This is a genomic window from Aquimarina sp. AD10, from assembly GCF_003443715.1.
Classification (GTDB): domain Bacteria; phylum Bacteroidota; class Bacteroidia; order Flavobacteriales; family Flavobacteriaceae; genus Aquimarina; species Aquimarina aggregata.
Genome location: NZ_CP031965.1, coordinates 877,555 through 903,617, shown reverse-complemented (window position 1 = coordinate 903,617; position 26,063 = coordinate 877,555). Strand labels below are relative to the sequence as shown.

The window sequence follows — 26,063 nt, the reverse complement described above, 5'->3', positions numbered from 1 at the left end:
AATGTTAATCAGAACAGCTTCTAAAATAAGTATAATCTTTTTAAGAACGTAAACTTTACAATTATTTAAAAGTGGTTACGCCAAATTTCTTTGCTTCTGCCCTAGCTGCGGGAGCCCAAGCGGTAAGGTTATTTATTCGGGTATCACTAGAAGGGTGTGTACTCATAAACTCTGGTGGAGCTTGCCCACCACTATTTGCTTTCATACGCCTCCAAAGGTTAGCAGCTTCATCAGGGTTATAACCTGCTATTGCCATAAGTTGTAAACCGATACGATCGGCTTCAGTTTCATGACTTCTGCTAAAAGGTAACATAACTCCAAATTGACTTCCCAATCCAAAAGCTGTTCCTACTATTTGCTGTGTTTTATCATCTTTTCCACTTACCGCGACCGCCGTAGCTACGCCAGCAACTTGCTGTATTTGAGCAGCACTCATTCTTTGTTGACCATGATTTGCAAGTGCATGAGCAACTTCGTGTCCCATAACGGCAGCAATTCCTGTTTCATCCTTTGCAATTGGCAAAATTCCCGTATAGAAAACAATCTTACCACCAGGCATACACCATGCATTTACCGTTTTATCATCAACCAAGTTGTATTCCCATTTATAATCTTTGAGATACCCCTGATAACCATTTGCATTTAACCATCTTTCTGATGCTTTAGAAATTCTTTGTCCAACTCTAGTTATCATTTCTGCGTCTGAAGTACCTTTTACCACTTTATTCTCTCCCAAAAACTGATTGTACTGTTGGAAAGCCATTGGTAATATCTGAGAATTTGGAACTAAAGCCAACGTAGATTTACCTGTAAAAGGGTTTGTTGCACATGATATAAACAGTAATGCAACACATATGCTCACAATAGATTTTTTGATATTCATAATCGTAGTTAAGGATTTTTTATAATGATTGTTAAAAATAATCAAAAATCTTGTTACTTATAATCCATTGACACTTTTTGTATCCCTTTTTTTTCGATGAAATCACGTTTTGATCGTTATTCTACACATATAAGCCCTTAATTCTAATTAATTATAGGTATAATTTTTCATTTATTTGTATAACTACTACTTCACTAGGGTAAATACCCCTTTTATTTGGGGGGTTTTTATTGATCAAAAAATGATATTTTTTGTTAATTTCACATTACTATTTAAATTGATTACTAAATAAATAGCATTTTTTTAAAGAAATAAGGCATCACCCACCCCATTTTAAAGCTCTTATTTACAAAACATTACAAGATTTATTTATACACTTACTTTATAAAAAAGTAAGCCTTGTTTATTAACACATATAGAATATGCAATTATGAATCTTTACGCATTACTTATTGGGATAAATGAATACACTACTAGTCCACTACAACAATGTGTAGGTGATGTAACAAAAATTGAGTCATACTTAAACACATTGCAATCAAATTACGACAATGTTTCGATTAAAAAACTCATTAATTCAAGTGCTACTAAAGGCAATATAGTAGATTCCATTCAGATTTTACAAGCCAATGCAACGGATAATGATGTCGTGTTTTTATATTATAGTGGTCATGGGGCTCTAGAACAAAGCTCAAATAGGTTTAGTGATGCACATTCGGGAACTATAGAATGCATCGTTTGTTATGGAGATGAAGAAGAAAAAAGCGGTACATACCTATTAGCGGATAAAGAGTTACGGTATTTATTTTCAAAATTTCAAAATGATCCTAATTTAATAACTGTTTTTGATTGTTGTCATTCTGGAGATATTACCAGATCATTTACTCTTCAGAAAAACGATGATTCAAGGCAAAGAAAAATCAATAGTATATTTTCATCAAGAGATTATGACAATTTCATTTTCTCCAAAGAAATTAGTGAAGCACGTATTAAGTCTTCTAAATTGACTTCTTTAATACCGTATAAAAATGCCATTACAATTTCTGCCTGTATGGCTTCTGAATCTTCATGGGAGGATGCTAAAGGTGGAGTTTTTACGCGATACTTGTTACAATTACTTAAAGCCAGAAGTAATAAATTAAGTTATTTAGATATTACCAAATGGGCCAAAATAAGTTTAAAGGATATTACCAATAAAAAACAAACGCCTACTATAAGTGTTCAAGGTAAAGGGAAAATCGATCATTATTCTTCTTGGTTAAACCTATATCCTAAACAGAATTTGAATGAGAATGGCCAGATAACCTTTAATAATAAAAAGGGATGGTATTATAACAAAGGGCAATTATTTGGCATCAAAAAAGGTACAGAGATCACTATTAAAATTGATCAAAACAATGAGTTTACAACAAAAATCATAGAATTATCACTTGAAGATGCTCTTATAAAAGATCCATTAGAATTAGGTGTTTCATTAGATTTTAAACAATCCTATCAGGTAAACACAACCACTACTTATACTCCTTTACATCTTTATATTAATAATTTGGATAAGGATCAGAATGCAGAATCTCTTATTACTTCATTATGTAAAGAACTAGGAAATATTGAACTTAGTAGCTCTATTTCTTCTTCTTTTTTTCTTACGATTTTTAATCAAACTGTTTATATAAGCCTTCCGGGAACCCCTTACCAACCATTGGCTAAACAAATTGATTTATTGGATTCTGAAGATGATGTAACTTATAAAACATTAGAGCGTCAACTAAAATCATTATTAAAATGGAACTATTATTCCACATTAAAAAACCCAGATAGTCGTTTTGATGAAATCCCAATTAAAATAGAGATTAGAAGTGATCACCTTCAGCCTTGGATTGATGTAACAGGTACTGGTTTAGATCTTATGACAATTGAACATCAAAAAACTAGAACTGACGAATATTTTCAAAAATATCAAATCAATGTTTCTAATATTTCAAAAGAAACTATTTATGTCACAGCTTTGTTACTAAGTTCTGATTTAGGCATTTCTGCCGATCCATTAGATAATCTAACCAAAGAATTGGCACCTGGTCAATCTATAATGTTTTATGAACATCGCAGCGCTCCTTATGCCGGCTGGTCATTAGATACATACAAAGAAATTTACAACTGGAAACAAGATTGGTTGCGATATCTATTTATTGTAAATGATCAAGAGGATTTAACTACTTCGATTCCAGATATGTTACAAAATGGATTGCTTCCACCTATTACACATTTGGGCAATTTAATGGGTCATGGTGCCATTTCTGATTTTCTTCCGGAATCGCCAAAATGGGATGTATATTCTACAGATTTAAACCTTATAAACCCTTCGTATAATAGGATCAGCCAAAAATTGCTTAATGAGTTAAGCTGGTATACTGATCATGATATACTTGCGCCATTTATTAATAGTATTTATACCAAACAACAATCAAATGGTTTTATAGTAGATACAGTTTCCGATGTTCCTAATGTTTCTGAAGTTTCAGATATTAAAAGTAAAAGTTTAGAAAATTTAAAACTTAAACTCGGAAATTATCTGGATGATAAACGTAGATATCGTCGATACAAAAAATCAAAAAAACTATTTCCAAAACAACCTATAATAGTGGCAGAAGGAGATTCTTGGTTTTTATTTCCGTTTTTAGTCAAAGATACTCTGGATTATGTAATGGAGAAATATCCATTGCGCAGTATTGCCGCAGCAGGAGACGAAATACAAAATTATAGACATAGTGGTCAACTTCTCAAAGAAATTCAAAAAGAGCGCCCTAAATATGTGCTTATAAGTGGTGGAGGTAATGATATTATTGGTCCTGCAATTGTAGCTATTTTAAAAAACAAAATGCCTTCTGGTCTCGATCCCTCTTCTTATCTAAATGAGTTTTACAAGAAAAAAACACAAGATATAGAAGAAACATATAACTACTTTTTTAATAGAATACATGAATTTGATTATGTTAAACAAGTATTTGTTCATGGATATGATTACGTACGAACAGATCATAGCCAGAAAACTATTAAAAACGGTTGGGTAAATAGGTATTTAATAGAAAAAGGAGTTACAGAAATTAAAGATAGAACCAACATAATTAACTATCTTATAGATGAATTTAATGCCCTGTTAGAAAGAGTTACCAAAAAACACAAAAACGCTACATACCTTGATATGCGTACTTTAGTCAAAAAAGATGAATGGTATGATGAAATACATCCAAATGATGATGGGTTTAAAAAGGTAGGCGATAGATTTTTAGAAGCTATAAATCAACTAGAATATAAGTATCATGAGAATATGCAAAAATAATATCACCGATCAGATTAGAGATCTTTTTGACGCTAATCCTGTTAGAGTACCGGAAGCGCGTATACAGCCTCTTTGTATGCTTGAGATAAAAGATAATAAACCAAAATATTTAGGAGAATTTAAATTCTTGGTAAAAGATGGTTTTGAGCATGACATTACCATAAATACAGCTCCGGTTTCACAAGTGTCTAACGTAAAAACTAAAAAAATAGATTTCAAGATAGGGTTTGACATATTAGGAAACTTTATTAAGGCGTTTGGACTAGATCCGGCCGCTATAGGAGCGTCGGTTAAGGGGTCAGGAAAGATATCATTTTCTTTTGGCAATGTAATTCGTAAATATGTGGATACCTTAGAGTTAGGGCAAGTCTTAGTGGCAAATGATATAAAAGGTGATCCAGATAATATTTTTATAGAAGAAATTTCTAAAAACAAAGACGTTAAACTCGCCTTAATTACTGATGTTCTAACGAGTACCGACTTTTCATTATCCACTTACAAGGATAATGAAACTAGTGCCGAAATAAATATTCCGTTAATACAAGATTATTTAGGAAATGTAGAAACGGGATTAACTATAGAGAAAGTTTCTGAAAATGAAGTGAAATTTAAAGGAGAAACACCTTTAACTTATGCATTTACCTGTGTAGAAATAAATATTGATCCAGAAACTGGAAAATTCTCTAGAGGACAATGGCTTGATACTATTAGATCGGTAAATAGTAAACCCTTATCTGATGTTAAGCAAATAAAAATTCCTAAATTGATACTTGATGAAAATCAAGCGAATCCTTTACTGATAGAATTTTAACTCAGTAAACTCTTAAACCAAAACACACACAAATCATGAAAGAATATTTTGTTGGGATATTTGAAAATGATGCTCAGGCACCACTAAATTATTTAGATGATGAGCGAAAAGCAATAGATGTTCTTTTGCTTCAAAATAATGATGTCTTTAATAAAGAAATCATCCCTAACGAAGGTATCGATGGTTTTATAAGTAAATTACAATTACTAACAAATGATATGACCATCTTTCATTTTAGTGGTCACCATAATGATACCGATGGAGCTCTTAAACTTAGTGATGAAATTTTTAACGATAAAGGGCTTATTGAAATTTTAAACAATTCACCAAAATTAAAGATTGTATTTATAAATGGGTGTTCTACCCAAAAAATTGTCGAGGCCTTACACAATGTCCCAATAGTAATAGGCACTACTACTCCTGTGTATGATCATTTTGCAAAAACTTTATCTACCAGATTTTATGAATTACTCTTAAACCAAAAGGATAACTTAAAAAACAGCGATTTAATTTCAGAAATTTTTAAGCAAGCAAAAGGTTTCTTACAAGGACATTACCAAAATCCTGACGATCAAGAAAGAGGGCCAATGGCCGCAGATGAAATAGACAAGAGAGTTAACAATTATAGTTTTAAGATCAACAATGAAGCAAAAGACTTTGAACAACGTTTGACATATTATGCCGATCCCGATAGTTTTCCTGTTAGAAATCGTTTTAAATCATTAATAGACGAAATACGTAACGAAGAAAAATTAAGTGAAGATCTTTATAAATATTATCCTTACTTTTTATGTATTCATTTAGAAATTCTTTCTGACTTTGATGATATAAACAATAGTATTTACCAAAAACTAAGTAAAGAACGATATTGGGTAATACGAAGTATGTTTAAAGAATTTTTAAATTTTCTTAAATTTTCGGCTTACTCTATCATATGGTCTATCTCAAAAGAAAGTCCCGAATTTAAAGAAAAGTTAACCGATCAGTTAAAAGAAATACTTAGAGAAAACCTAGAAATTGGATGGGGGTCTTATGTGCAAGACAAAATATCCGAACACTTAGTTTATATTTATACTAATATCCCAGATGAGTATTTAGAAAATAACTCCCTTTGGAAAGAATTAAAAACATCAGTCCTACAAAATCAATCGCTATTTAAAGAAATGTCTGATTTCTTTTCTGAATATCTTGAACATAACGATAAAAGTAAACATGACTATATTAAAACAGAATTTTACCTTGAAAAATTCTTAAGAAATTTTAAATTCCTAAGATCATTGGCCATAGAATCTATATATGATGTTTTCTATAATCAGTTTAAATATGATGATCAACGTTCTTATATTATCAATAGGTCTTATTACCCGGTAAGTAATAGACCTACTGCATTAGATACAAAGAAAAGTGTTGTGCATGAAGTAAACGATAATGAAAGAGCAATAGATATTGATGTCCATTCGGTATATATATGCACCACTTTAAACAATAACGGAAAACCAAAAAGAGAATTAAATTTATCTCCTTTTTATCTCGATGTAAACTCTACATCGGTAGCCAAAGATAAAATAAAGTTATACTATCTTGATAGATATTCTGAAGCAACAGATAAACTTATTTATAGAGAAGTTATCAATGCAAAAGTATATAGAAATGATGCTTCTAAAAAAAACAAATTAGGCGAAGAAATTGAAGTACCTCTTAATGAAGACATGATATTAGGCCTATATAAAGACGGCAAAAAAGATATCATAGAGATTGAAGAAAAGAAAAAAATACGAGATCATTTTGAATATATAAAGAATTTAATTTCCTACTCATGATCTCACTAAATACCAAAAAACTTTCTCCTTTTAAGTTTCTAGATTCTTACAAGAAAAACGACATTAATAGTTATTTTGGAAGAGATAAGGAAAGTCTGGAACTTTTCGAGTTGTATAAAGACTCCTCAATCATGATCCTTCATGGACCTTCTGGTTCTGGTAAAACAAGTTTGATCTATTGTGGTCTCTTAAATAAAATTAGTGAGGGAAAAAAGGTTATAAGTATCAGAAGAGATGATAATATTATTGAGTCTATTAAGAAAAACCTCTTTAAATTTGATACTACTAACAAAGATCCTCAAAGCTGTCAACCGCAATTAATAGATGATTTTCTAACTGCCCATTATGATCTTAATAGAGTTTTAAAATCGATAGAGCATATCGAAGGAATGATGCTTGATGTAGAAGAAGAAACCGTAAGGTTAAGACAAAATAAGAAGAAGTCAGATATTGTATCAATCGATCAAACATCTGATACTACGCAAGAAGATCCTAAAGTTATATTAGAAAAATATAAAGAACGATTACGACAATTTAGTAGTGAAAGAAAAGCTTTATTAGAAAAACTTAGAGAAAAAAACACAGCAATCAACACTATTTCTAACACTATTTATGAGTATTTCATTAATCTTGGCAAGTCCGAATCTAATACCTTATTCTCGCCTTTAATTATTTTTGATCAGTTTGAAGAGTTATTTGTATATGGTTCTAAAGACGAAATCAATAAGTTTGGTTTATTCTTAAAACTAGTGTTTGATTATAAAATACCTTTTAATATAATCATTTCGTTACGCGAAGAATATTTTGGCCACATCGACCAACTACAATCGTATGTGCCACATATTTTTTATAAAAAAATACGTTTAGCTCACCCAAATGAAGAGATTGTTAAAAATATAATAGAAAAGTCTTTTGAAGAATTTAATATCAATCAATACAAAGATCATTCTGAGCAGTTTTTGTCCCAAGAAGAAAAACAAGAGCGTATAGCACTTATCCTTGATCAAATCAAAATTCAAAATAACGAAACTTATAGTTATCACCTCCCTTTTCTTCAGGTGTATTTAGATCGGTTGTATAAGGTAGATTTTGACCGTACTTTTGATAGTAATCTTACAAAAGAAACGCAAAACTATCCACCATTAGAGTTTAAGCAAGAAGAGATAAAGGAGTTCGGATCCATAGAGTATGTTTTAGAAAGTTACATTAGAGAGGTAAACGATAAAATCATAAAAAACACCAACAATAAACTTAATAATGGAGTCGAACATAAAGATAGTGTCATTAAATTTTTGAGACATTTCAAAACAAGAGATGATCTTAAAAAAAGAGTCCCAATTCGTACTACGAATAAAGATAAGTACTATGTTATTGATGATCAAAAAATATCTAATGATATACAAACAGATATTTGGGGAAATATAAATGAAGAAGAATATAAAGAAACTATTTCTGAGATTATTGAAGAATTGACCGATAAAGGCATTCTTAAGGTAAGTACCGATCAGAAAATTAGCACAGATTATGCAGAGTTAAGTCATGATATTATTGCAAAAGTGATTAGCAATATAAGAACCGAAGATGACTTTAGATCTTTGATCAAAAAAGATTTTGATTCTTCTTTTGCTATATATGAGGATACCGGAAGAAAAGAAGATTTGTTAAATCTTCAAAAGATAATGCGGATTAGGCAATACAAAGATTTTATAGTTAGTGACGAAAATGAAGACACGTTTATTTTAAAACAACAATTTTTTGACGAAAGTATAATTGAGGTAGAAAAAGAAAAACGCGAAAAAGAAAAACAAAATATAAAACTCAGAAAATATTTTAATTACTCCAGAATTATATCTGTATTAATGCTAATTTCTCTTATTATTCTTGCATATAATTATAAAGATATTCGAAATGCCAAGAATAATTGGTTTAATGAAAAGTCCAAAAGAGAAATCACAGATAAGATTAATAAATTTACAGGGTTAGCCTTTAAAGAATATAAAGTAGACAAAACAAGTTCTTTTAATTATTTTCAAAAATCAGAAGCTATATTTTTAGAAAATATCGATAGTTTAGATCCAAAGGCATTTGACCTTCTTGGAAACTTTAAAAATGACCTCTTTAAAGATTATGTAAAAGCCCCCTTCTATTTTAACAGTATTTCTCTTGGAGAAGGCCACATTATAAAAACAAAAACCCGAAGACTTAAATATAATGACTCAACATTATACGTATTTGCATTAACAGCATCTAACAAATTAATAGCCAGATCTTTGTTGTATAAAAAAAAGAATGATCGAGGTAAAGAAATTTTTAAAGAAAATAACATTATTGCCTTTGAACCCTTTATTGATGAAGAAGGTAATTTAATGACATTTATAGCTTCAAAGACATTAGCCGGAGGCGAAAACATATACCTTCAATTACTAAATATAGAAGGTAAACCTTTCATTTTGGATCCCAATGGCAGCACCAAAATTACTGTTTTCGGAAATCAATTAGGAGATATTGAACATCAAGATAATTATTCTTTTTTAATAGGTATTGATAATGAAATGTTTCAAGTTAATTTAGGCTATAGAATGAATAATGGAAATAGAAATTCTATTAAACGGCTAAAAGTCCTATCAGAAGAAATTCGTAGAATAAAAGTCTTTCCTGATGATCATAAAAATTATTTTGCATTATATGGTGACAATAAATTATACAAAAGTAATGATACTGTAGATGATATTCTTGACAGTAAAAACATTACAGACGACTTTGTTTACACCTTTAAAGTACTAAAGGATAAGTCTATATTATTAGGGTTAAACGGTAAAATCGAACGATACGGACCCGATTCTACATATCTATACAAACAAAACTTTATTGATGACAAAGTTATTAGTGCGATTGATATTGACAATAGCCAAACATTAGTAGGGAGTTATGATAAAACTGCAACCTTATGGAATGCCAACGGTCGACTTTTAAAACAACTATTTGGTCATACTGCTGCTATACGTAATGTTTCTTTTATAGATAATGATTATGTGATTACCAGTGGTGAAGATCAAACTATAAAAGTATGGAATATCGCTCCTGTGGCCCTATCTACAAATAAAGTTAAAGGAGAAATTTCTCAAATTTATTTTAAAAATGAAAATGAAATTCTCTTAGTACATGGTAAAAGAAAGGAAAGCCAAATTGCTAGACTAAAAAGTGATCTTTCTATAAATGCCGATAACATAAAAGAGAATATCTCTAGGTTTAGAAGTGATCATGAAATCATTAATGGTCTCAATATTACTAAAGATAAAATTTTAGTGTTACCAAATTCTGATACCATTAGAGGGGTTAACTCTATACGATACAATGGTGCTAATAAGAGAGTTTTAGCAATTGCTTCTGACAACAATAATATCTATATGTATGATTTTGATGAAAAGAAGACAAATGTAATCTTGGCGCATACAGACAAAGTAATAGATATTGATTTTTCAAAAAGTGGTAATTACATGGTATCTGGAAGCAAAGACAATAGAGCTATCATTTGGGAAATTAATAAAAATAATACCTTTATTCCTTTAGATACATTAACAGCGCATACAAGTGATATTGAAGATGTTGCTTTTTACAAAGATGAATTATTATTAACCGCAAGTAGTGATAATACTGTACAAATTTACAAAAAGGAAAAAGGTAAAAAACACTTTACACAAATACCGAGTCTAATTAGACACAATTATGGTGTTACTGCCGCTACCTTTTCTCCTAATGGTCGTTATATCGTTTCTGGTGACACTAAAGGGAATATCAAAAAATGGAATCTAACCAAATTTGATTCTATTGTAAACTCTAGAACATACAGCTTTACTCCCGATAAAGTCTTTGAATAATTTGTATTATGCTATAATATGCAACTCTGTAAAATCTTTTGGAACTACTATAGTTTGTTCTTTTTTATTAAACTGAATACTATCTAAAGAAACAATCACATTATCTATTTCAACTTCTTTAATCACAAAAGGAAGTCCTATAAACTCAATTTTAAAAACCTCATATTCTGTAACATATGTTCCAGTTTTATGCTGCTGAATAATAATTTCATTTTCTTTACCTGTAAAAGAGAAGTTTCTTAAACAATACCTTCCTTTTACATAATCATAGCCATCTTGTGCATCTTCAAAAACTTTTGATACTTCTTTATTACCTAATTTATAGTATACTTCTAATTTTAGTTCTTCTATTTTCTTTTCACCAACATATTGTTGTACTGGATATTTTGGAATAATTGCGCCATCTTTTACAAATAATGGTATCGTATCCAAATCGGCATCAACCCACTGCTCCATTCCTCCTTTTACATATTCTCTAGTCCAGTAATTATACCAACTTCCTCTTGGTATATACATTCTTCTTCCTTTAGCATTAGGTTCTTGTATAGGGCATACCAAAATTTGATTTCCAAAAACAAATTCATCTGCTCTATAGTGTGTCTGACAGTCTTCTTGATCAAATAAAACTAATGGTTTTAACATTGGAATACCATCTTCAGCATATTCCCAAAACATCGTATATAGATAGGGTAATAATTGATACCGTAGTGATACAAATTTTCTAGTAACATCTACTACTTCGTCTCCAAAAGTCCATGGTTCTTGATTACCATGATCTCCAGAAGAATGGGTTCGGCAAAAAGGATGAAAAACTCCCAATTGTATCCAACGAGCATACAATTCTCCTGTTGGATGCTCTGCAAAACCACCAATATCACTACCTGTAAAGGACATACCACTCATACTCATACGTTGCGCTTGGATATTTGCTATCCAAAGATGTTCCCAAGTAGCAACGTTATCTCCTGTCCAAGAGGATGTATAACGTTGTGCACCAGAATATGCGGATCTAGTAATTATAAATGGTCGTTTAGGGTACGAGAATTTTTTTACCCCCTCGTAGGTAGCTCTTGCCATTTGGGTACCGTAAATATTATGAGCTTTTCTGTGACTACAAGGATTACCATCATAATTATGTCGTACATCATCTGGAAATGTTTTTCCTGGAACTTCCATAACGGCAGGTTCGTTCATATCATTCCAAACTCCCTTCACTCCTATTTCGTCGATAATTTCTTTAAACAGATCTGCCCACCATTCTCGTACATCAGGGTTCGTAAAGTCTGGAAAAAAACACTCTCCAGGCCATACTTTTCCTCTCATGTACGGGCCATCAGCACGTTTACAGAAATAATCTTTTTCTATTGCCTCTTTGTAAACCCAATATTCATCATCAATTTTAATTCCTGGATCTATAATAACAATAGTTTTAAAACCGTCTTCTGCAAGTTCTTTAACCATACGCTTTGGATCTGGAAAATACTCTTTATTCCAGGTAAAGCATCTAAAGCCTTCCATATAATCAATATCTAAATAGATAGCATCACAAGGAATTTCTAACGCTCTGAACTTACTCGTAACTTCTTTTACTTTCTGTTCTGGATAATAACTCCATTTACATTGGTGATATCCCAATGCCCATAGTGGTGGTAGTTCGGGTTTACCGGTAAGATCTGTATATCGTGTTACAACCTCTTGCATATTTGGTCCATAAAAGAAATAGTAATTCATTTCTCCTCCTTGTGCCCAAAAACTAGTTACATTTCGCCTTTCATGACAGAAATCAAAATACGTTTTAAATGTATTATCAAAGAAAATACCATATGCTTTTTCTTCATACATCCCTATATAAAAAGGAACGCTTTTATATAATGGATCTTGGTCTTTACCAAATGCATACTGGTCTGTTGCCCAATTCTCTAATCGCTTTCCTTTTAAGTTTAAATGCGTAGGTTTATCTCCTAACCCATAGTAACATTCTCCTTGGGGAGCCGATTTACTCATTTTCACAATGTTACCACCGTATTCATAACTCTGTTCCCAATGAAAACCCCAATCGTCTTTACAAATCACATTTCCCTCTAGATCATAAATCGCTATATTAAGAGTTTGTTTATTAACAATTACTTTAATACGTGCTGTAAGAATTGAATATTCGGAGTCATGTTCTTCTACTTCAAGTTTACTATATCCTCTTGCTCCATCTTCACTGATAGCATAAGAAAAATCTTTTTCAAAGTTATAATCAGTTGCATATCTAAAACGTAATACACTACCTCTTAAAACTGTAATTTGTAAAATGACTCCGTTTTCTGTTGTAAAATTAATTTTATCTACATGTTGAGAAAATGAAGTTATTTTACCCGGAAATAGGTTTCCTTTATGCTCTAATTCTGTATTAGTGATCATATTGTTATCTTTTTCATTTAGACTTAGGTATTAAAGTTATTCATGGTCTAGTACTTATAATTTACACTAAAATCAAGAATACTTCTATTGTAAAAGAACAATATCTAAATCAATTTAAAAATCATTTTTACTACTATTTATCAAGAAAAATCAACGAAAACGTTTGAATTAAAATAAATTAACAATGAGTTAATTTTCTATTATAAAATATCTAATTTACACAATTGCAGTATTGCTTTGATTTGATCTTAAAAATTATAACTCCCAAAGAAGGAATCACGATTTTTGTTTAATTTAAATAGTCATTTCAATGTTTATTTTCTAAAATTATATTAGTAATCTTCGAAATAACACTACATCATAGTACTTTATAACATTTTGGTAAGCAATTCTGTAACTTGTTCTGGATCTTTAACCTGATACATGGCTTTGGTTTTAGCAAACCCTACTTTAATAGTGTAAGCCCATTCTGGGGCTTCTTCAAACATGTACTCATCAGTCCAATCATCACCAATTACAGTCATAAAATCATAATCCTCTTGTATTATCAAGCGACTCATAGCTCTACCTTTGTTAACATTACTACTTTTTATTTCAATGACCTTATTACCTTTTAAAACCATTAAATCATTGTTCTCAACCATACTGGTCAAGACTGTATTTAACTCTATAGTACGAATTTTAACAAGTTCTGGATCTGCCATTCTATAGTGCCATGCCAACGAATAATTTTTGGTTTCTATGAAAGTTCCAGGCGTTCTATCCACAAATGTTTCCAAAATCGGTCTGATACTTTCCATCCAGTCTGTCTTTATACGTTCCAGCATTATCCATTCATTGTTTTGATATATCCAGACCCCATGATCGGTGACTAAGTCATAATTTTTATGACCAAACCACTTTTTAAAGGTTTCTTTATCTCTTCCACTAATTAGTACTACTGTTGTATTTTCTTGTTCTTGAATTTTATCCAAAAGATTATAAAGATTAGCATCTGGTTTTGCATCTTGCGGATCGTCTTTAAAACCTACTAGAGTACCATCATAATCCAAAAGCAATAATTTTTTTTTCTTTTGATGATAATCACTCAATAATTTTTTCTCATAATCCCCAGTTAACTTTTTAGCTATAATTGCTCCTTTAAGTTGCTTTGTGGTTTCCAAAGATGCTAAAAACTCTTTTGCCCATTTCTCGACATTGTAACGCTTTAAACGTTTTTGTAAAAACTTCATACGTTTTTGTTGCTCATCTAATGGCATACACAAGGCCCCTTTTAGATTATCAGCAAAGTCTTCAAAACTGTTTGGATTGATGAGTAACGCTTCATTCATTTCTTTAGATGCACCCGCCATTTCACTTAAAATCAACACTCCATCACTTTTAGTTCTTGTAGCAACATACTCTTTGGCTACGAGATTCATTCCATCTCTTATAGGTGTAATAAGAGCCACATCTGATGATATATATAAATCTATAAGATCGTCGAAAGATAAAGCTCTATAAAAATACCAGATAGGTGTCCAACTTACGGTTGCAAATTTACCGTTAATGCGACCTACCAATTCATCGGTTTCTCTTTTTAACTTTTTATATTGTGGAACATTAGAACGTGATGGTACAGCCAACATAACCAATCTTGCCTTTTCTTTATATTCGGGAAATTTATCTAAAAAATATTCAAAAGCTTTTATTCTATTCGGAATACCTTTGGTATAATCCATTCGATCAATCGATAAAATTAGCTTTTTGTCCTCTGATGTATGTTCCTGCAGTCTTTGATAAAATTCTCGGTTTTCTTGAGGCGTACTACTATGTTCAAGAGCAGCATTGTAGAACTTGTCATAATCGATGCCCATAGGAAAAGAATCTACCATAATTAGTCTATCTTGATAACTTATTTGATTGAAATTAACCTCTAATCTTAAAATTCGCTTAACGGAACTCAAAAAATGTCGTTCATAATCGTAGGTGTGAAAACCTAATAAATCTGCGCCAATCATGCCAGTGAGAATTTCTTTACGCCAAGGAAATGTTCTGAAAATCTCATATGATGGAAAAGGAATATGTAAAAAGAAACCTATGGTAGTATTTGGTTTTTTATCCTTAATAAGTTGAGGCAACAATAATAACTGATAATCATGTACCCAAACAGTATCCCCGTCTTCAATATTTTCTAATATAACTTCTGCAAATTTTTGATTTACACGTTTGTAAGCTTCCCACTCTTGCTCTTTAAATTCTGTATATTCCATAAAATAATGAAATAATGGCCATAATGCTTTATTACTAAAGCCTTCATAGTATTCTTCAATATCTTTTACAGATAAGGGTACAGAAACACATTTCTCTTTTTGTATTTCTTGAGCAACCTCTTTAGAAAGGGCTGAATCTAGTTCTTCTTCCGGAATTCCAGACCAACCAATCCAAATTCCATTTCCTTCGGCATGAACAGACTTCATTCCGGTTGCTAAACCTCCTACACTTGGAATGATTTTTAATGAATTATTCTTTATAGATACTTGTAACGGTAAGCGATTAGAAACAATTATTGTTTTATTCATATAGATAATTTGGTTGAACGGGTATGATTTTGTTAATTTAAATAAAAATTCGTGAGTTATCCCTTAAAAAGAAAATAGTTTGATGAATAATTTAGATTATGGAATAATCGGTAATTGTAGGAGTGCTGCTTTGGTTTCTAAACAAGGTTCAATAGACTGGTGTTGTTTACCTCAATTTGATTCCCCAACAGTATTTGGTAAGCTGCTTGACAAAGAGATTGGAGGTTCTTTTGGATTTGTCGTAGATGATAGTTATACCATTAAACAAAGTTATATTGAAAACACTGTGATTTTGGTAACTACTTTTAGTAATGGTCTTGATATTTTTGAGGTTAGGGATTTTATGCCTAGATATTATAAAGAAAACGGAAGTTACCATTCTCCCCCTGAATTTATTAGATACATCAAACATGTTGCTGGAAAACCAAGCTTAAAAGTTATTTATGACCCTAAATTAGAATATGCAAAAGGGGAAACATCTACTTATATTAAAAATGATTTTGTAGTGAGTCTAACTAGTAATGAAGCTTTTGACTCCCTATTTTTATATACAGATTTTGACAAAGACGCAATTGTTAAAGGTCATGATTTGACCATAACTTCGGATCATTTTTTTCAGGTAGCCTATAATGAGAAATTATTTACTCCTAATCTAAAAAAAGCAATACTAGAATACGAGCGTACCAAGATATATTGGTTGAATTGGATGGAGCGTACACCTAGTTATAAGCGCTATAATAACTATATAGCCCGAAGTGCAATGACTTTAAAATTGTTGAGTTACGACAGATCGGGTGCAATTTTGGCAGCAGTTACTACTTCTTTACCTGAAACTATAGGAGAAGTTAGGAACTGGGATTATCGTTTTTGTTGGATTCGTGATGCTTCTATGGTAGTTAAAGTAATTTCTCAACTAGGACACAAGAATATTGCAAAACGATACCTAGAATTTATCATCAATTTGATAACAGATAAAGATGAGAAACTTCAGATTATGTATGGAATTAATGGAGAGAAGGAATTGACTGAAGAATCCTTAGATCATTTGTCTGGATATGAAAATTCTAGTCCTGTACGAATTGGAAATGCTGCATATAAACAAAAACAGAATGATATTTATGGGATTCTTATGGATGTAATTCATCAGTTATTATTAAATTTTAATAATGATATTGAAAATGGTGAAGAACTGTGGGGTATTACCAAGGGTATTGTTTGGGTTGTGAGTAAACATTGGCAAGAACCAGACAAAGGTATTTGGGAATTTAGATCTGAAGATCAGCATTTTACCTTTTCTAAAGTACTATGCTGGACTGCTGTCGACAAAGCCATTAAAGTAGCTAAAATGTTGGGCAAAACCTCAAAATTAGCTCGTTGGCAATTACTAGAAGAAGCTATACGTCAAGATATTATGGAACACGCGTGGAGCGATTCTGCACAAGCATTTACACAAGCGTATGGTGTTGATGATCTAGATGCTTCTGTATTGTTGATGGAATCTTATGGTTTTATAGATGCTAAACACCCAAAATATGTAAGTACTGTAAAAGCTATTGAACGTGAACTATCTAACGATGGTTTGTTGTATCGCTATAAAAACAAAGATGATTTTGGTTTGCCATCATCCTCTTTTACTATTTGTACCTTTTGGTTTATTAATAGTTTATATAAAATTGGCGAAGAGCAAAAAGCTATAAAACAATTTGATAAGTTGTTATCCTATAGCAATCATCTTGGTCTCTTTAGCGAGGATTTAGACTTTAAAACAAAACGTTTGTTAGGTAATTTTCCACAAGCTTATTCGCACTTGGCATTGATAGAAACTGCGATTAATCTATCAAAAATTACTGAAGAGGAAAAAATTAGAGATATTTTGTCCTAAATATCTATAGGCTGTTTTTTCAACATTTTCTTAAAGCTATTTATAATAAATTAGTCATTATTAATTTCATAATAATGACTAATTCATATATTGATCTTTACTTACTATGTTTTTAATGTAAACACCAAAGTACCTAGTGGGGGAACAATGATTTCTACAGATTTCGAACGGCCATTCCAATTCTTATTTTCTATCTTCAATTCTTTCTGGGTCGTTAAACCACTACCCTCATACTTTTTATCATCACTATTAAATATTTCCGACAGGACTCCACCATGCGGCAATCCTAAACGATAAGGAGATCTTGGTACTGGTGTAAAATTGCAAATTACAATCAATGATTCTTCTTCTTCATTTCCTTTCCGTATGTAGCTTATTACCGAATTTTCATAATCATCATAGCTTATCCATTCAAAACCTTCGTGATCAAATTGTCGTAGATATAATGCCGCGTAATTTTTATATAAAATGTTAAGGTCAATAATCAAATTTTGTACTCCTTTATGATAATCATACTGCAGTAAGTGCCAATCCAAACTGCCAAGGAAATTCCATTCATTATTTTGACCAAACTCAGCACCCATAAATAATAAATTGGTACCTGGATGTGTAAACATATAACTGTAGAGCAATCTTAAATTAGCAAAACGTTGCCATTCATCACCAGGCATTCTTGACATAATACTTCCTTTACCATGCACAACTTCATCATGTGATAATGGTAGCATAAAATTTTCGGTAAAGGCATACGTCATGCTAAAAGTAAGGTCATTTTGATGATGTCTACGATAAATAGGTTCTTTGGCTACATATTGTAATGTGTCATGCATCCATCCCATCATCCACTTCATTCCAAAACCTAAACCGCCTAAATGTACTGGTTTTGATATCATTGGAAAAGAGGTGGATTCTTCGGCAATAGTTTGCACATCCGGAAAACTGGCATATACTTCTGTATTTAATTCTTTCATAAAAGCAATAGCATCAAGATTTTCTCTTCCTCCAAATTCATTTGGTTCCCACCCTCCTTCTTCTCTGGAATAATCTAAGAAAAGCATTGAAGCCACCGCATCTACACGTAATCCATCTGCATGGTACTGCTCTAACCAGAATATTGCATTACTAATCAAAAAGCTCTTTACCTCATTGCGACCATAATTGAATATCAGACTGTTCCAATCTGGATGAAATCCTTTACGTCTATCTGGATGTTCATAAAGGTGTGAACCATCAAAAAACCCTAACCCATGAGCATCTTCAGGAAAATGAGATGGTACCCAATCTAGAATAACACCAATATTGTTTTGATGTAATGTATCCACTAATACTTTAAATTCTTCGGGATATCCAAACCGTGATGTTGGAGCAAAATACCCTGTAAGTTGATACCCCCATGAAGGATCATAAGGATACTCCATAATAGGCATTAATTCTACATGAGTAAACTGCATTTTTTTGATATATGCAACTAATTCATCTGCAAGTTCCAAATAGGAAAGCGATCGATTCTCATCTATCTTTTTTTTCCAGGAACCTAAATGCACTTCGTATACAGAAAAAGGGGCATCAATTGCATTGTGCTGCTTGCGCTTATCCATCCATTCATCATCTTTCCAATGATAGTTGTCTTCCCAAACCACCGAAGCAGTTTTTGGCGGATGCTCACAACGTCTGGCATATGGATCTGCTTTTTCTGTAACAATATCATTATGATGTGATTGGATTTTATATTTATACGTGCTTCCCTTTCCAACACTTGGAATAAAACCTTCCCAAATACCTGAACCATCCCATCGTACATTTAAATTATGTTCGCCTTGGGTCCAATAATTAAAATCTCCAATTACAGAAACGGACTTTGCCGAAGGAGCCCAAACGGCAAAATAAGTACCTTTTATTCCATTTACCGTGATAATATGAGATCCAAATTTTTGGTATAATCGATAATGCTTTCCTGCTTTGAAAAGATTAACATCAAATTCTGAAAATAAACTGTGTGCAACTACATTACTCATCCAAAGATTATTGGTTAATTGTTATTTACTAAGGAGTCATTTAACCTTTTAAAGTTATAACTTAAACCCATCTTTAATTACAGAACGACTTTTAATCACTACGATTCCATCTTTTATTACATAGGATTCTTCTTCTACGTCTTCTAAATGACTACCTCCATTGATTACTACATCATTACCAATTCTAGCATCTTTGTCAATAATCGTATTATTAATATTACATCGATCACCAACACCTGTATTTGGGATGCCTTTGCTATGATTTTCATCCAAATCACTTAGATCCTCATATGAATTACTTCCTATCATATAAGTATTCTTTACTACCGTATCTTTTCCTATTCTTGATCGAATCCCTATTACAGAATTTTCAATTTCCTTTGCATTAATAATACATCCTTCGGCGATCATCGATTTATTTAGTGTAGTTCCAGATATTTTTGCTGGTGGTAGTATTCTTGGTCTAGTGAGTACAGTACTTCTTTTATTAAATAAATCAAATTGTGGAACGTCATCAGTAAGGCTAAGATTTGCCTCGAAAAATGCAGACACATTACCAATATCTGTCCAGTATCCTTCATATTGATACGCTAACACTTTATGTTTTTCTATAGAATTTGGTATTATTTCTTTACCAAAATCGATAGTATCTGGATTCGAAAGTATATCAATTAATAATTGTTTATTAAATATATAAATCCCCATTGAAGCTAGATAATGTCGATTTTCTTTTTTCATTTCTTCTCCAACTTCAGACTCCCAACCTGGTAATTTATCTAAACTAGGTTTTTCTGTAAATGAGGATATAAAATTATTGTCATCTGTCTTTAATATGCCAAATTGTGTAGCATCTTTTGGATTTACGGGCAAGGTTGCAATCGATATATCTGCATTTTTACTCATATGTTCTTTAAGCATTTCATCAAAATCCATTTTATACAATTGGTCTCCTGATAATATTAAAGCGTATTCAAACTCATGATTTAAAAGGTGATGCATTGATTGTCTAACGGCGTCTGCGGTACCTTGAAACCAGGTTTTATTGTCTGGGGTTTGTTCTGCAGCCAATATATCAACAAAAGCATCGCTAAAATTACTAAAAACGTAGGTGTTCTTAATATGTCTATTTAGAGATGCTGAATTGAACTGTGTAAGTACAAACATTCTTTTAATATCACAATGAATACAGTTAGAAATAGGAATATCAACCAATCGATATTTTCCTGCAATAGAAACTGCAGGTTTGGATCTTTTCTCGGTCAATGGGTATAATCGGCTTCCTTGGCCTCCTCCCAAAATAATTGCTAATACTTTTTTGTTGATCATTTTAGTTGTTTATAAGGGTAATATATAAATTGGTATATTCTTGTGCTGATCGATTCCAGGAATGATCAATTTTCATGATTTGTCTTTGTAATTTCTTATACATTTTTTCGTCCTCATACAATCCAATAGCTCTTTTTATAGAATAACAAACATCCCAAACCAAGACCTGATCGTGACAGATTCCAAAACCACCTTCTCCTATATCTATAATGGTGTCTTTAAGACCACCAGTTCTTCTAACAATTGGCACCGACCCATAGCGTAAGGCATACATCTGATTGAGTCCACATGGTTCTACTCTTGATGGCATCAATAAAAAATCCGCTCCAGCATAGACTATATGTGACAATTTCTCGTCATACCCAATATGTGCATGATATCGATCTGGAAATTTTTCTTTTAAAGCCCTTAAACGATTTTCGGTCTCAGGACTACCAGAACCTAAAATAAAAATATTAACGTCTGTGGTATTTAACGATTCTTCGATAATATCTGGTAATAAATCGGCACCTTTTTCTGAAACTAATCTACCTATAAACCCAAAAAGAGGTTTATCTAAGGATAGTCCAAAACTCTCACATATCCATTTCTTATTTGCTTTTCTTCCTGAAATTACAGAACCAACACCATAGTTTTTAATAAGCATAGGATCTGTTTCTGGGTCCCAAGTAACCGTATCAATGCCATTTAAAATACCTATACACTTTTTCTTCTCATCTCTTAATAAACCTTCTAATCCATTTGCACGTTGCTGAAGTTCTTTCATGTATGTTGGAGAAACAGTAGTAACTCTCCAAGAATTTTTTATCCCTGTTGCCAGGGGATTAATTTGATTATCCCAATCTAACAGCCCAATTTTAGAGTGATCAAAATCAGGTAAATAGTTTAATCTATCATAGGGTATTTGACCCTGATACTGTGCATTATGTATCGTAAAAACAGTTGGGATATCTCTTATATAATAGTAGGCGTTAGCATGACTAATCATAAAAGGAATTAAACCTGTATGATGATCATGACAATGAATAACATCTGGGATATATTGTTTATCCTTTATCCAGTCTAAAACTGCTATTTGAAAAGCTACAAAACGCTCTATTTCGTCTTTATGACCATATACTTGTTCTCTATCCAATAACCCCGGAATGTGCACAAGATTAACAGTAAAACCTAAATCAGGGGATACAAGATTATGAATTGTATACCGATGTTCATCATTACCTACTACTATTGTGCCAGAATATACTTCTTGTAAAGTAGCATCCTTTGTAAATTGATTATCATGAAACGGTGTAATAACGAGTACATCATTTCCTAGGTCTTTTTGATATTTTGGTAAAGCACCTACTACATCGGCAAGTCCTCCAACTTTTGCTATGGGGTAACACTCAATACTTATGTGAAGAATATTCATTAAAAAGGGGGTGTACTATTATGCGATTATTATCTGAATTTTAAAATCACATAAAGCTATAAAAAAGCTCCTAGAAACAACCTCTTATTCTCCTAAAAAGAAGGGTATTTAATAATAATTTAATAAAAATATTACACAAAAAATTTGCTTTTTGCATAAATCACGAAATATTGCTAAAATTAAATAAATCACATTATGCCTTGTTAAGAGAACGTAATGCTTTCTTTATGATATATTTAGTTTCTTTTGTAGCTGATTGTTTTTCCCAATCATTGCAAATCTGTTGCACCCATTCTGGTCTGGTTTTACTAGCGTCGTTTAACCAATTTCCAACAGAGTCTCTTACATATTTAGATGAATCGGATTGAAGAGGAGTTAAAAGTGGGAGTCCTTTTTCTGGGTTTTCTTTCAAATCATCTATTTTTTTAGTCCACACGCCAATTGGTCTTATGACCTCTATAGCGTATCGTCGAATATTATCATCTTTACTTGAAACCCAAGTAAGTAAAAAATTAAGTGCTTTATCTAAATGATCAATAATAAGGTCTTTTGTAGCAAAAATTGCAACTTCTCTAACTCCAAAATGTGAATCACCAGCATATTGCTCTATTACCCTTAATCTATTTATAATTTCTGTTTCTTGCATTGCAGCCCAATATGTTGCCCAACATCTAGGCACATCAGAAATATGATTCGAAAGATACTCTAATATAGACTGATCAGTAGATAATTGCATAAACGTAAGTCCAATTATTTTGGTATTTGTATTTGCTGTAGGTTTTTTTTGTACCGAAATAGCTTCATAAAAGCTATCATACCAATGACTCTTATCTAAATCTTTTAAAATCAATTTTACTAATTTTAATTGATCAACAGCTAACCATTCGATTAGATTTGCAGTTTCTATTTTTCCTTGATTAAGATAATCAATGACCTCTTGATCAAGATTATTAAAACTACGAGCTCCTTTTCTATTTTGGATATGTTCGGGAATCATAAGTGATTTATTATTGCAAATATTGGCGTATCAAATGTAGTTAAATCATAGGGAACACCATATACTATGGATTTTACAAATTGCAACACTCTCTCCTAATTACAGAGAGAGAGTGTGTGTGTGTGTGTTAGTTTAAGTGTACCTTTATTCTTCAAATTGATTAAAGGCATCAAAATGATACATTTGGATTGATTCTGGCTTTATAATATTAAATACTGCAGCAGCATCTTGGTTTTTGGTTAGATCCTCTGCTGCTGCTTTAGCAGATTTCATATCATTCCAATATACAATATCTACATATTTACCATCTCCATTACTGGCTGTTGTTCGTTCTACAAATCCATGATACAATTTCACAATATCATTTAATGAGGCTAATGCTGTTTTCACATCCTCTTTTGAATACCCTGGATAGGCTTCAAATAATACGACTTCTACTACTTTTGGTGTTGTTTTCATTGACGAATTGTTTTGATCAGGTTTTGTGGTACAATTAAATAATAAGTTTACCATGATTATTAAAATTAACTTGTTCATGAGTATTGATTTTAACATAGCTAACTATGTTTTCATCAAAACTAAAACCTGTCTATGACAACCTTATGTCAGTAGTATTTTTTATTGAGAAGAAGATGATGAATTATACATTTCTGTCCATCTTTTATAGTAATCCTCTAATGTAAATGCTTGTGGCGGAAAAAATTCTTGAGTTTCAATAAGATTAATAATACGATCGGTTCTAAATTCGCGGTAATCTTTTCTTAATCTACAATACGCGATCATTACCCATACGTTATTAGTAAAATATGCTCCGAGTGGTTCTACTCTTCTTTTGGTAAATTGTTTAGATGCCGCAGTATATTGAATTTCTAAAACTCTAAAATCAGTTATTGCTTGCTGTATTACAGATAGGGTATTACTAGGGTTATCTTTGGTTCTAGTATAGGTAAAAATTCTTTGCTCTAGAATTTCTAGTTTTTCTTTTTGCGTAGTTTTAAGTACAGCAATAACCTTATCAATCGCTTCTTTGTATTCGTTTATTAAGGATTGATCGTTATTTGTATTAATAATTTTAGCTGCCGTTAATAAGGCGTTGGCTTCTTTCTCTGTAAACATAACCGGTGGTAAAGAATATCCATCAACAAGAAAATATCCTGTCCCCGCCTCTGCACCTATTGGTACGCCAGCATCGGTTAATGCTTGCATATCCCGATAAATAGTTCGTAAACTAACCTCAAACTTATCTGCGAGTTCTGCTGCTTGAACCACTTTTTTTGATTGTAACTTCACCAATATAGCAGTTAATCGATGTAAACGCTTCATTACTTACTCTATTTCATTTTCGTCTGGTGAGCTTTTAGTTTCATCAAGTTCACTAAGATCTGTTGCATTATTAATAAAATACTCGGTCTCTTCGTTTGTATTCTCTTTAGATTCAATACTTTCTAAATCTTCTGGTGGATTTAATTTCTTATCTCTAATCATACCTCCTGTCATAATTAGACTCGTTCCTATGATAACAAACAATAGTATTCCTGGTTCAAAACCTTCTACCATTGCTTCTGCAGGTATTGCATAAAATAATAACACTGTAATTAACCCTCTAGGTGCTATAAATACCTGTGGCGAAATATCTTTACCTAAAAAAAGACGAAGTAAACCATAACGAATAGCATAAATAGAAATTAATATTAAAAGACTAATTAAAGTCACTTTTAAACTTAACAGCGATGATAAAACAATTGTAATTCCAAAAATAACAAAGAACAGCGTACGAACAACAAAAGCTGTTTCTGCAGTAATTACATGTAACTCATGATAAATAGATTTAGCCTTTTCAAAATCCAAATATTGTCTTAGTTGTCCTTGAAAAAACAATTTCATATTTGCAATCACTAAACCAAAGATTAAAATTATGATTAAAGATGATAAATGCATTTTCTTTCCTAGGGCATAAAGTAATAACAGCACTGCTATTAATAGAAATAACTTTACCTGGCTTTTAATTTTTTGGAATATTAAAATAATAGCATAACTAGCGATCAATGAAATCACTATTGTTAGAATAAGGTTTAAAAAAAAGCCTCCTACCCCTGCATCTTCTGCAGGATTCAACCTTCCGGTTAAAAAATAAAAGAGCATAATTCCTAAAATATCTGAGAACGTACTTTCATAAATATGAAACTCCTTTTTAGCTTCTTTAAGACCTGATACACTAGGTATAATAATTGCGCTAGATAATATGGATAATGGTGTTGCATACAACCAGGCAGATTGCATACTCATGTCTTTTACTAAAGCCTTAAGAATTACCGCAGCAATAAAGGTCGATGCAACTAGCCCTATTAATGCTATTGCTAAAGACTTAAGAATTGGCATCAATTTATCACTTTTAAGCTCTAGCTCTAGTGCCGCTTCTAATACAATCATAATCAAACCAACAATACCTAATACTTCGAGCATAGGCGTAAAAAAGGTTGTCTCACCCCCAAACGCTTTAAGAATATACTGTACAACTATTCCTAATATAATTAACAACAATACAGCAGGTACATTGGTTTTTTTGGCAACACCATTAAATATAAAAGATAATATTATAGTTAATGAAATCCCAATGATTACATTATAAGAAGAAAAAATTTCCATGAGTAGGTTTAAGGTTGATTATGTTATTTGATATAGATCTTTTAACGATTGAAAAGATAGTAAATTATTTTAACCTTAAAAATA

General features: G+C 31.7%; 15 protein-coding genes. 5 read left to right on the top strand and 10 right to left on the bottom strand.

Annotated features, from left to right (window positions below; all coding sequences use genetic code 11):
- Positions 1–61 precede the first annotated feature (61 nt).
- Positions 62–883, bottom strand: a complete 822-nt coding sequence (locus D1816_RS03730) for a M48 family metallopeptidase (RefSeq protein ID WP_198403798.1) — start codon at positions 881–883, stop codon at positions 62–64.
- Positions 884–1,313: 430 nt separating this feature from the next.
- Between D1816_RS03730 and D1816_RS03725 the strand changes: the two genes are divergently transcribed.
- From D1816_RS03725 to D1816_RS03710, 4 genes are read left to right on the top strand one after another with little or no spacing between them, the layout of a single operon-like run.
- Positions 1,314–4,220, top strand: coding sequence for a caspase family protein (locus tag D1816_RS03725; RefSeq protein ID WP_118501226.1), 2,907 nt, complete (start codon positions 1,314–1,316; stop codon positions 4,218–4,220).
- Positions 4,201–5,031, top strand: a complete 831-nt coding sequence (locus D1816_RS03720) for a hypothetical protein (RefSeq protein WP_118501225.1) — start codon at positions 4,201–4,203, stop codon at positions 5,029–5,031. Before D1816_RS03725 ends, D1816_RS03720 begins: the two co-directional genes overlap by 20 nt.
- Before the next feature lie 35 nt (positions 5,032–5,066).
- The gene (locus D1816_RS03715; RefSeq protein ID WP_066310363.1) at positions 5,067–6,851 is read left to right on the top strand and encodes a hypothetical protein; all 1,785 of its coding nucleotides are present in this window, start codon (positions 5,067–5,069) and stop codon (positions 6,849–6,851) included.
- Entirely contained in the window at positions 6,848–10,729 is a 3,882-nt protein-coding gene (locus D1816_RS03710) for an AAA family ATPase (RefSeq protein ID WP_118501224.1), read from the top strand. Before D1816_RS03715 ends, D1816_RS03710 begins: the two co-directional genes overlap by 4 nt.
- A gap of 6 nt (positions 10,730–10,735) precedes the next feature.
- Here D1816_RS03710 and D1816_RS03705 read toward each other — a convergent pair whose 3' ends face one another.
- Positions 10,736–13,138 (bottom strand): glycoside hydrolase family 31 protein, encoded by a 2,403-nt coding sequence (locus D1816_RS03705; protein WP_066310367.1) that lies wholly within the window; start codon positions 13,136–13,138, stop codon positions 10,736–10,738.
- Between the two features lie 368 nt (positions 13,139–13,506).
- A complete protein-coding gene (locus D1816_RS03700) occupies positions 13,507–15,699 on the bottom strand; it encodes a bifunctional alpha,alpha-trehalose-phosphate synthase (UDP-forming)/trehalose-phosphatase (RefSeq protein WP_118501223.1) in 2,193 nt (730 codons plus the stop codon).
- Positions 15,700–15,781: 82 nt separating this feature from the next.
- Between D1816_RS03700 and D1816_RS03695 the strand changes: the two genes are divergently transcribed.
- Entirely contained in the window at positions 15,782–17,581 is a 1,800-nt protein-coding gene (locus D1816_RS03695) for a glycoside hydrolase family 15 protein (RefSeq protein WP_066310373.1), read from the top strand.
- 104 nt (positions 17,582–17,685) lie between these two features.
- Here the strand turns inward: D1816_RS03695 and glgB are convergent, their stop codons facing one another.
- From glgB to D1816_RS03660, 7 genes are all read right to left on the bottom strand, one after another.
- Complete coding sequence (glgB, locus tag D1816_RS03690; protein WP_118501222.1) at positions 17,686–19,596, bottom strand: 1,4-alpha-glucan branching protein GlgB; 1,911 nt, start codon at positions 19,594–19,596, stop codon at positions 17,686–17,688.
- A 54-nt stretch (positions 19,597–19,650) separates the two neighbouring features.
- Positions 19,651–20,922 (bottom strand): glucose-1-phosphate adenylyltransferase, encoded by a 1,272-nt coding sequence (locus tag D1816_RS03685; protein WP_118501221.1) that lies wholly within the window; start codon positions 20,920–20,922, stop codon positions 19,651–19,653.
- Position 20,923: 1 nt separating this feature from the next.
- Positions 20,924–22,336, bottom strand: coding sequence for a glycogen synthase (locus D1816_RS03680; RefSeq protein ID WP_118501220.1), 1,413 nt, complete (start codon positions 22,334–22,336; stop codon positions 20,924–20,926).
- Between the two features lie 193 nt (positions 22,337–22,529).
- On the bottom strand, positions 22,530–23,333 hold the full coding sequence (locus D1816_RS03675; RefSeq protein WP_199729944.1) for a DNA alkylation repair protein: 804 nt from the start codon (positions 23,331–23,333) through the stop codon (positions 22,530–22,532).
- 144 nt (positions 23,334–23,477) lie between these two features.
- A complete protein-coding gene (locus D1816_RS03670; RefSeq protein WP_147405049.1) occupies positions 23,478–23,792 on the bottom strand; it encodes a hypothetical protein in 315 nt (104 codons plus the stop codon).
- 159 nt (positions 23,793–23,951) lie between these two features.
- Complete coding sequence (locus tag D1816_RS03665; protein WP_066310390.1) at positions 23,952–24,656, bottom strand: YafY family protein; 705 nt, start codon at positions 24,654–24,656, stop codon at positions 23,952–23,954.
- Between the two features lie 3 nt (positions 24,657–24,659).
- The gene (locus D1816_RS03660) at positions 24,660–25,979 is read right to left on the bottom strand and encodes a cation:proton antiporter (protein ID WP_118501218.1); all 1,320 of its coding nucleotides are present in this window, start codon (positions 25,977–25,979) and stop codon (positions 24,660–24,662) included.
- Positions 25,980–26,063 lie beyond the last annotated feature (84 nt).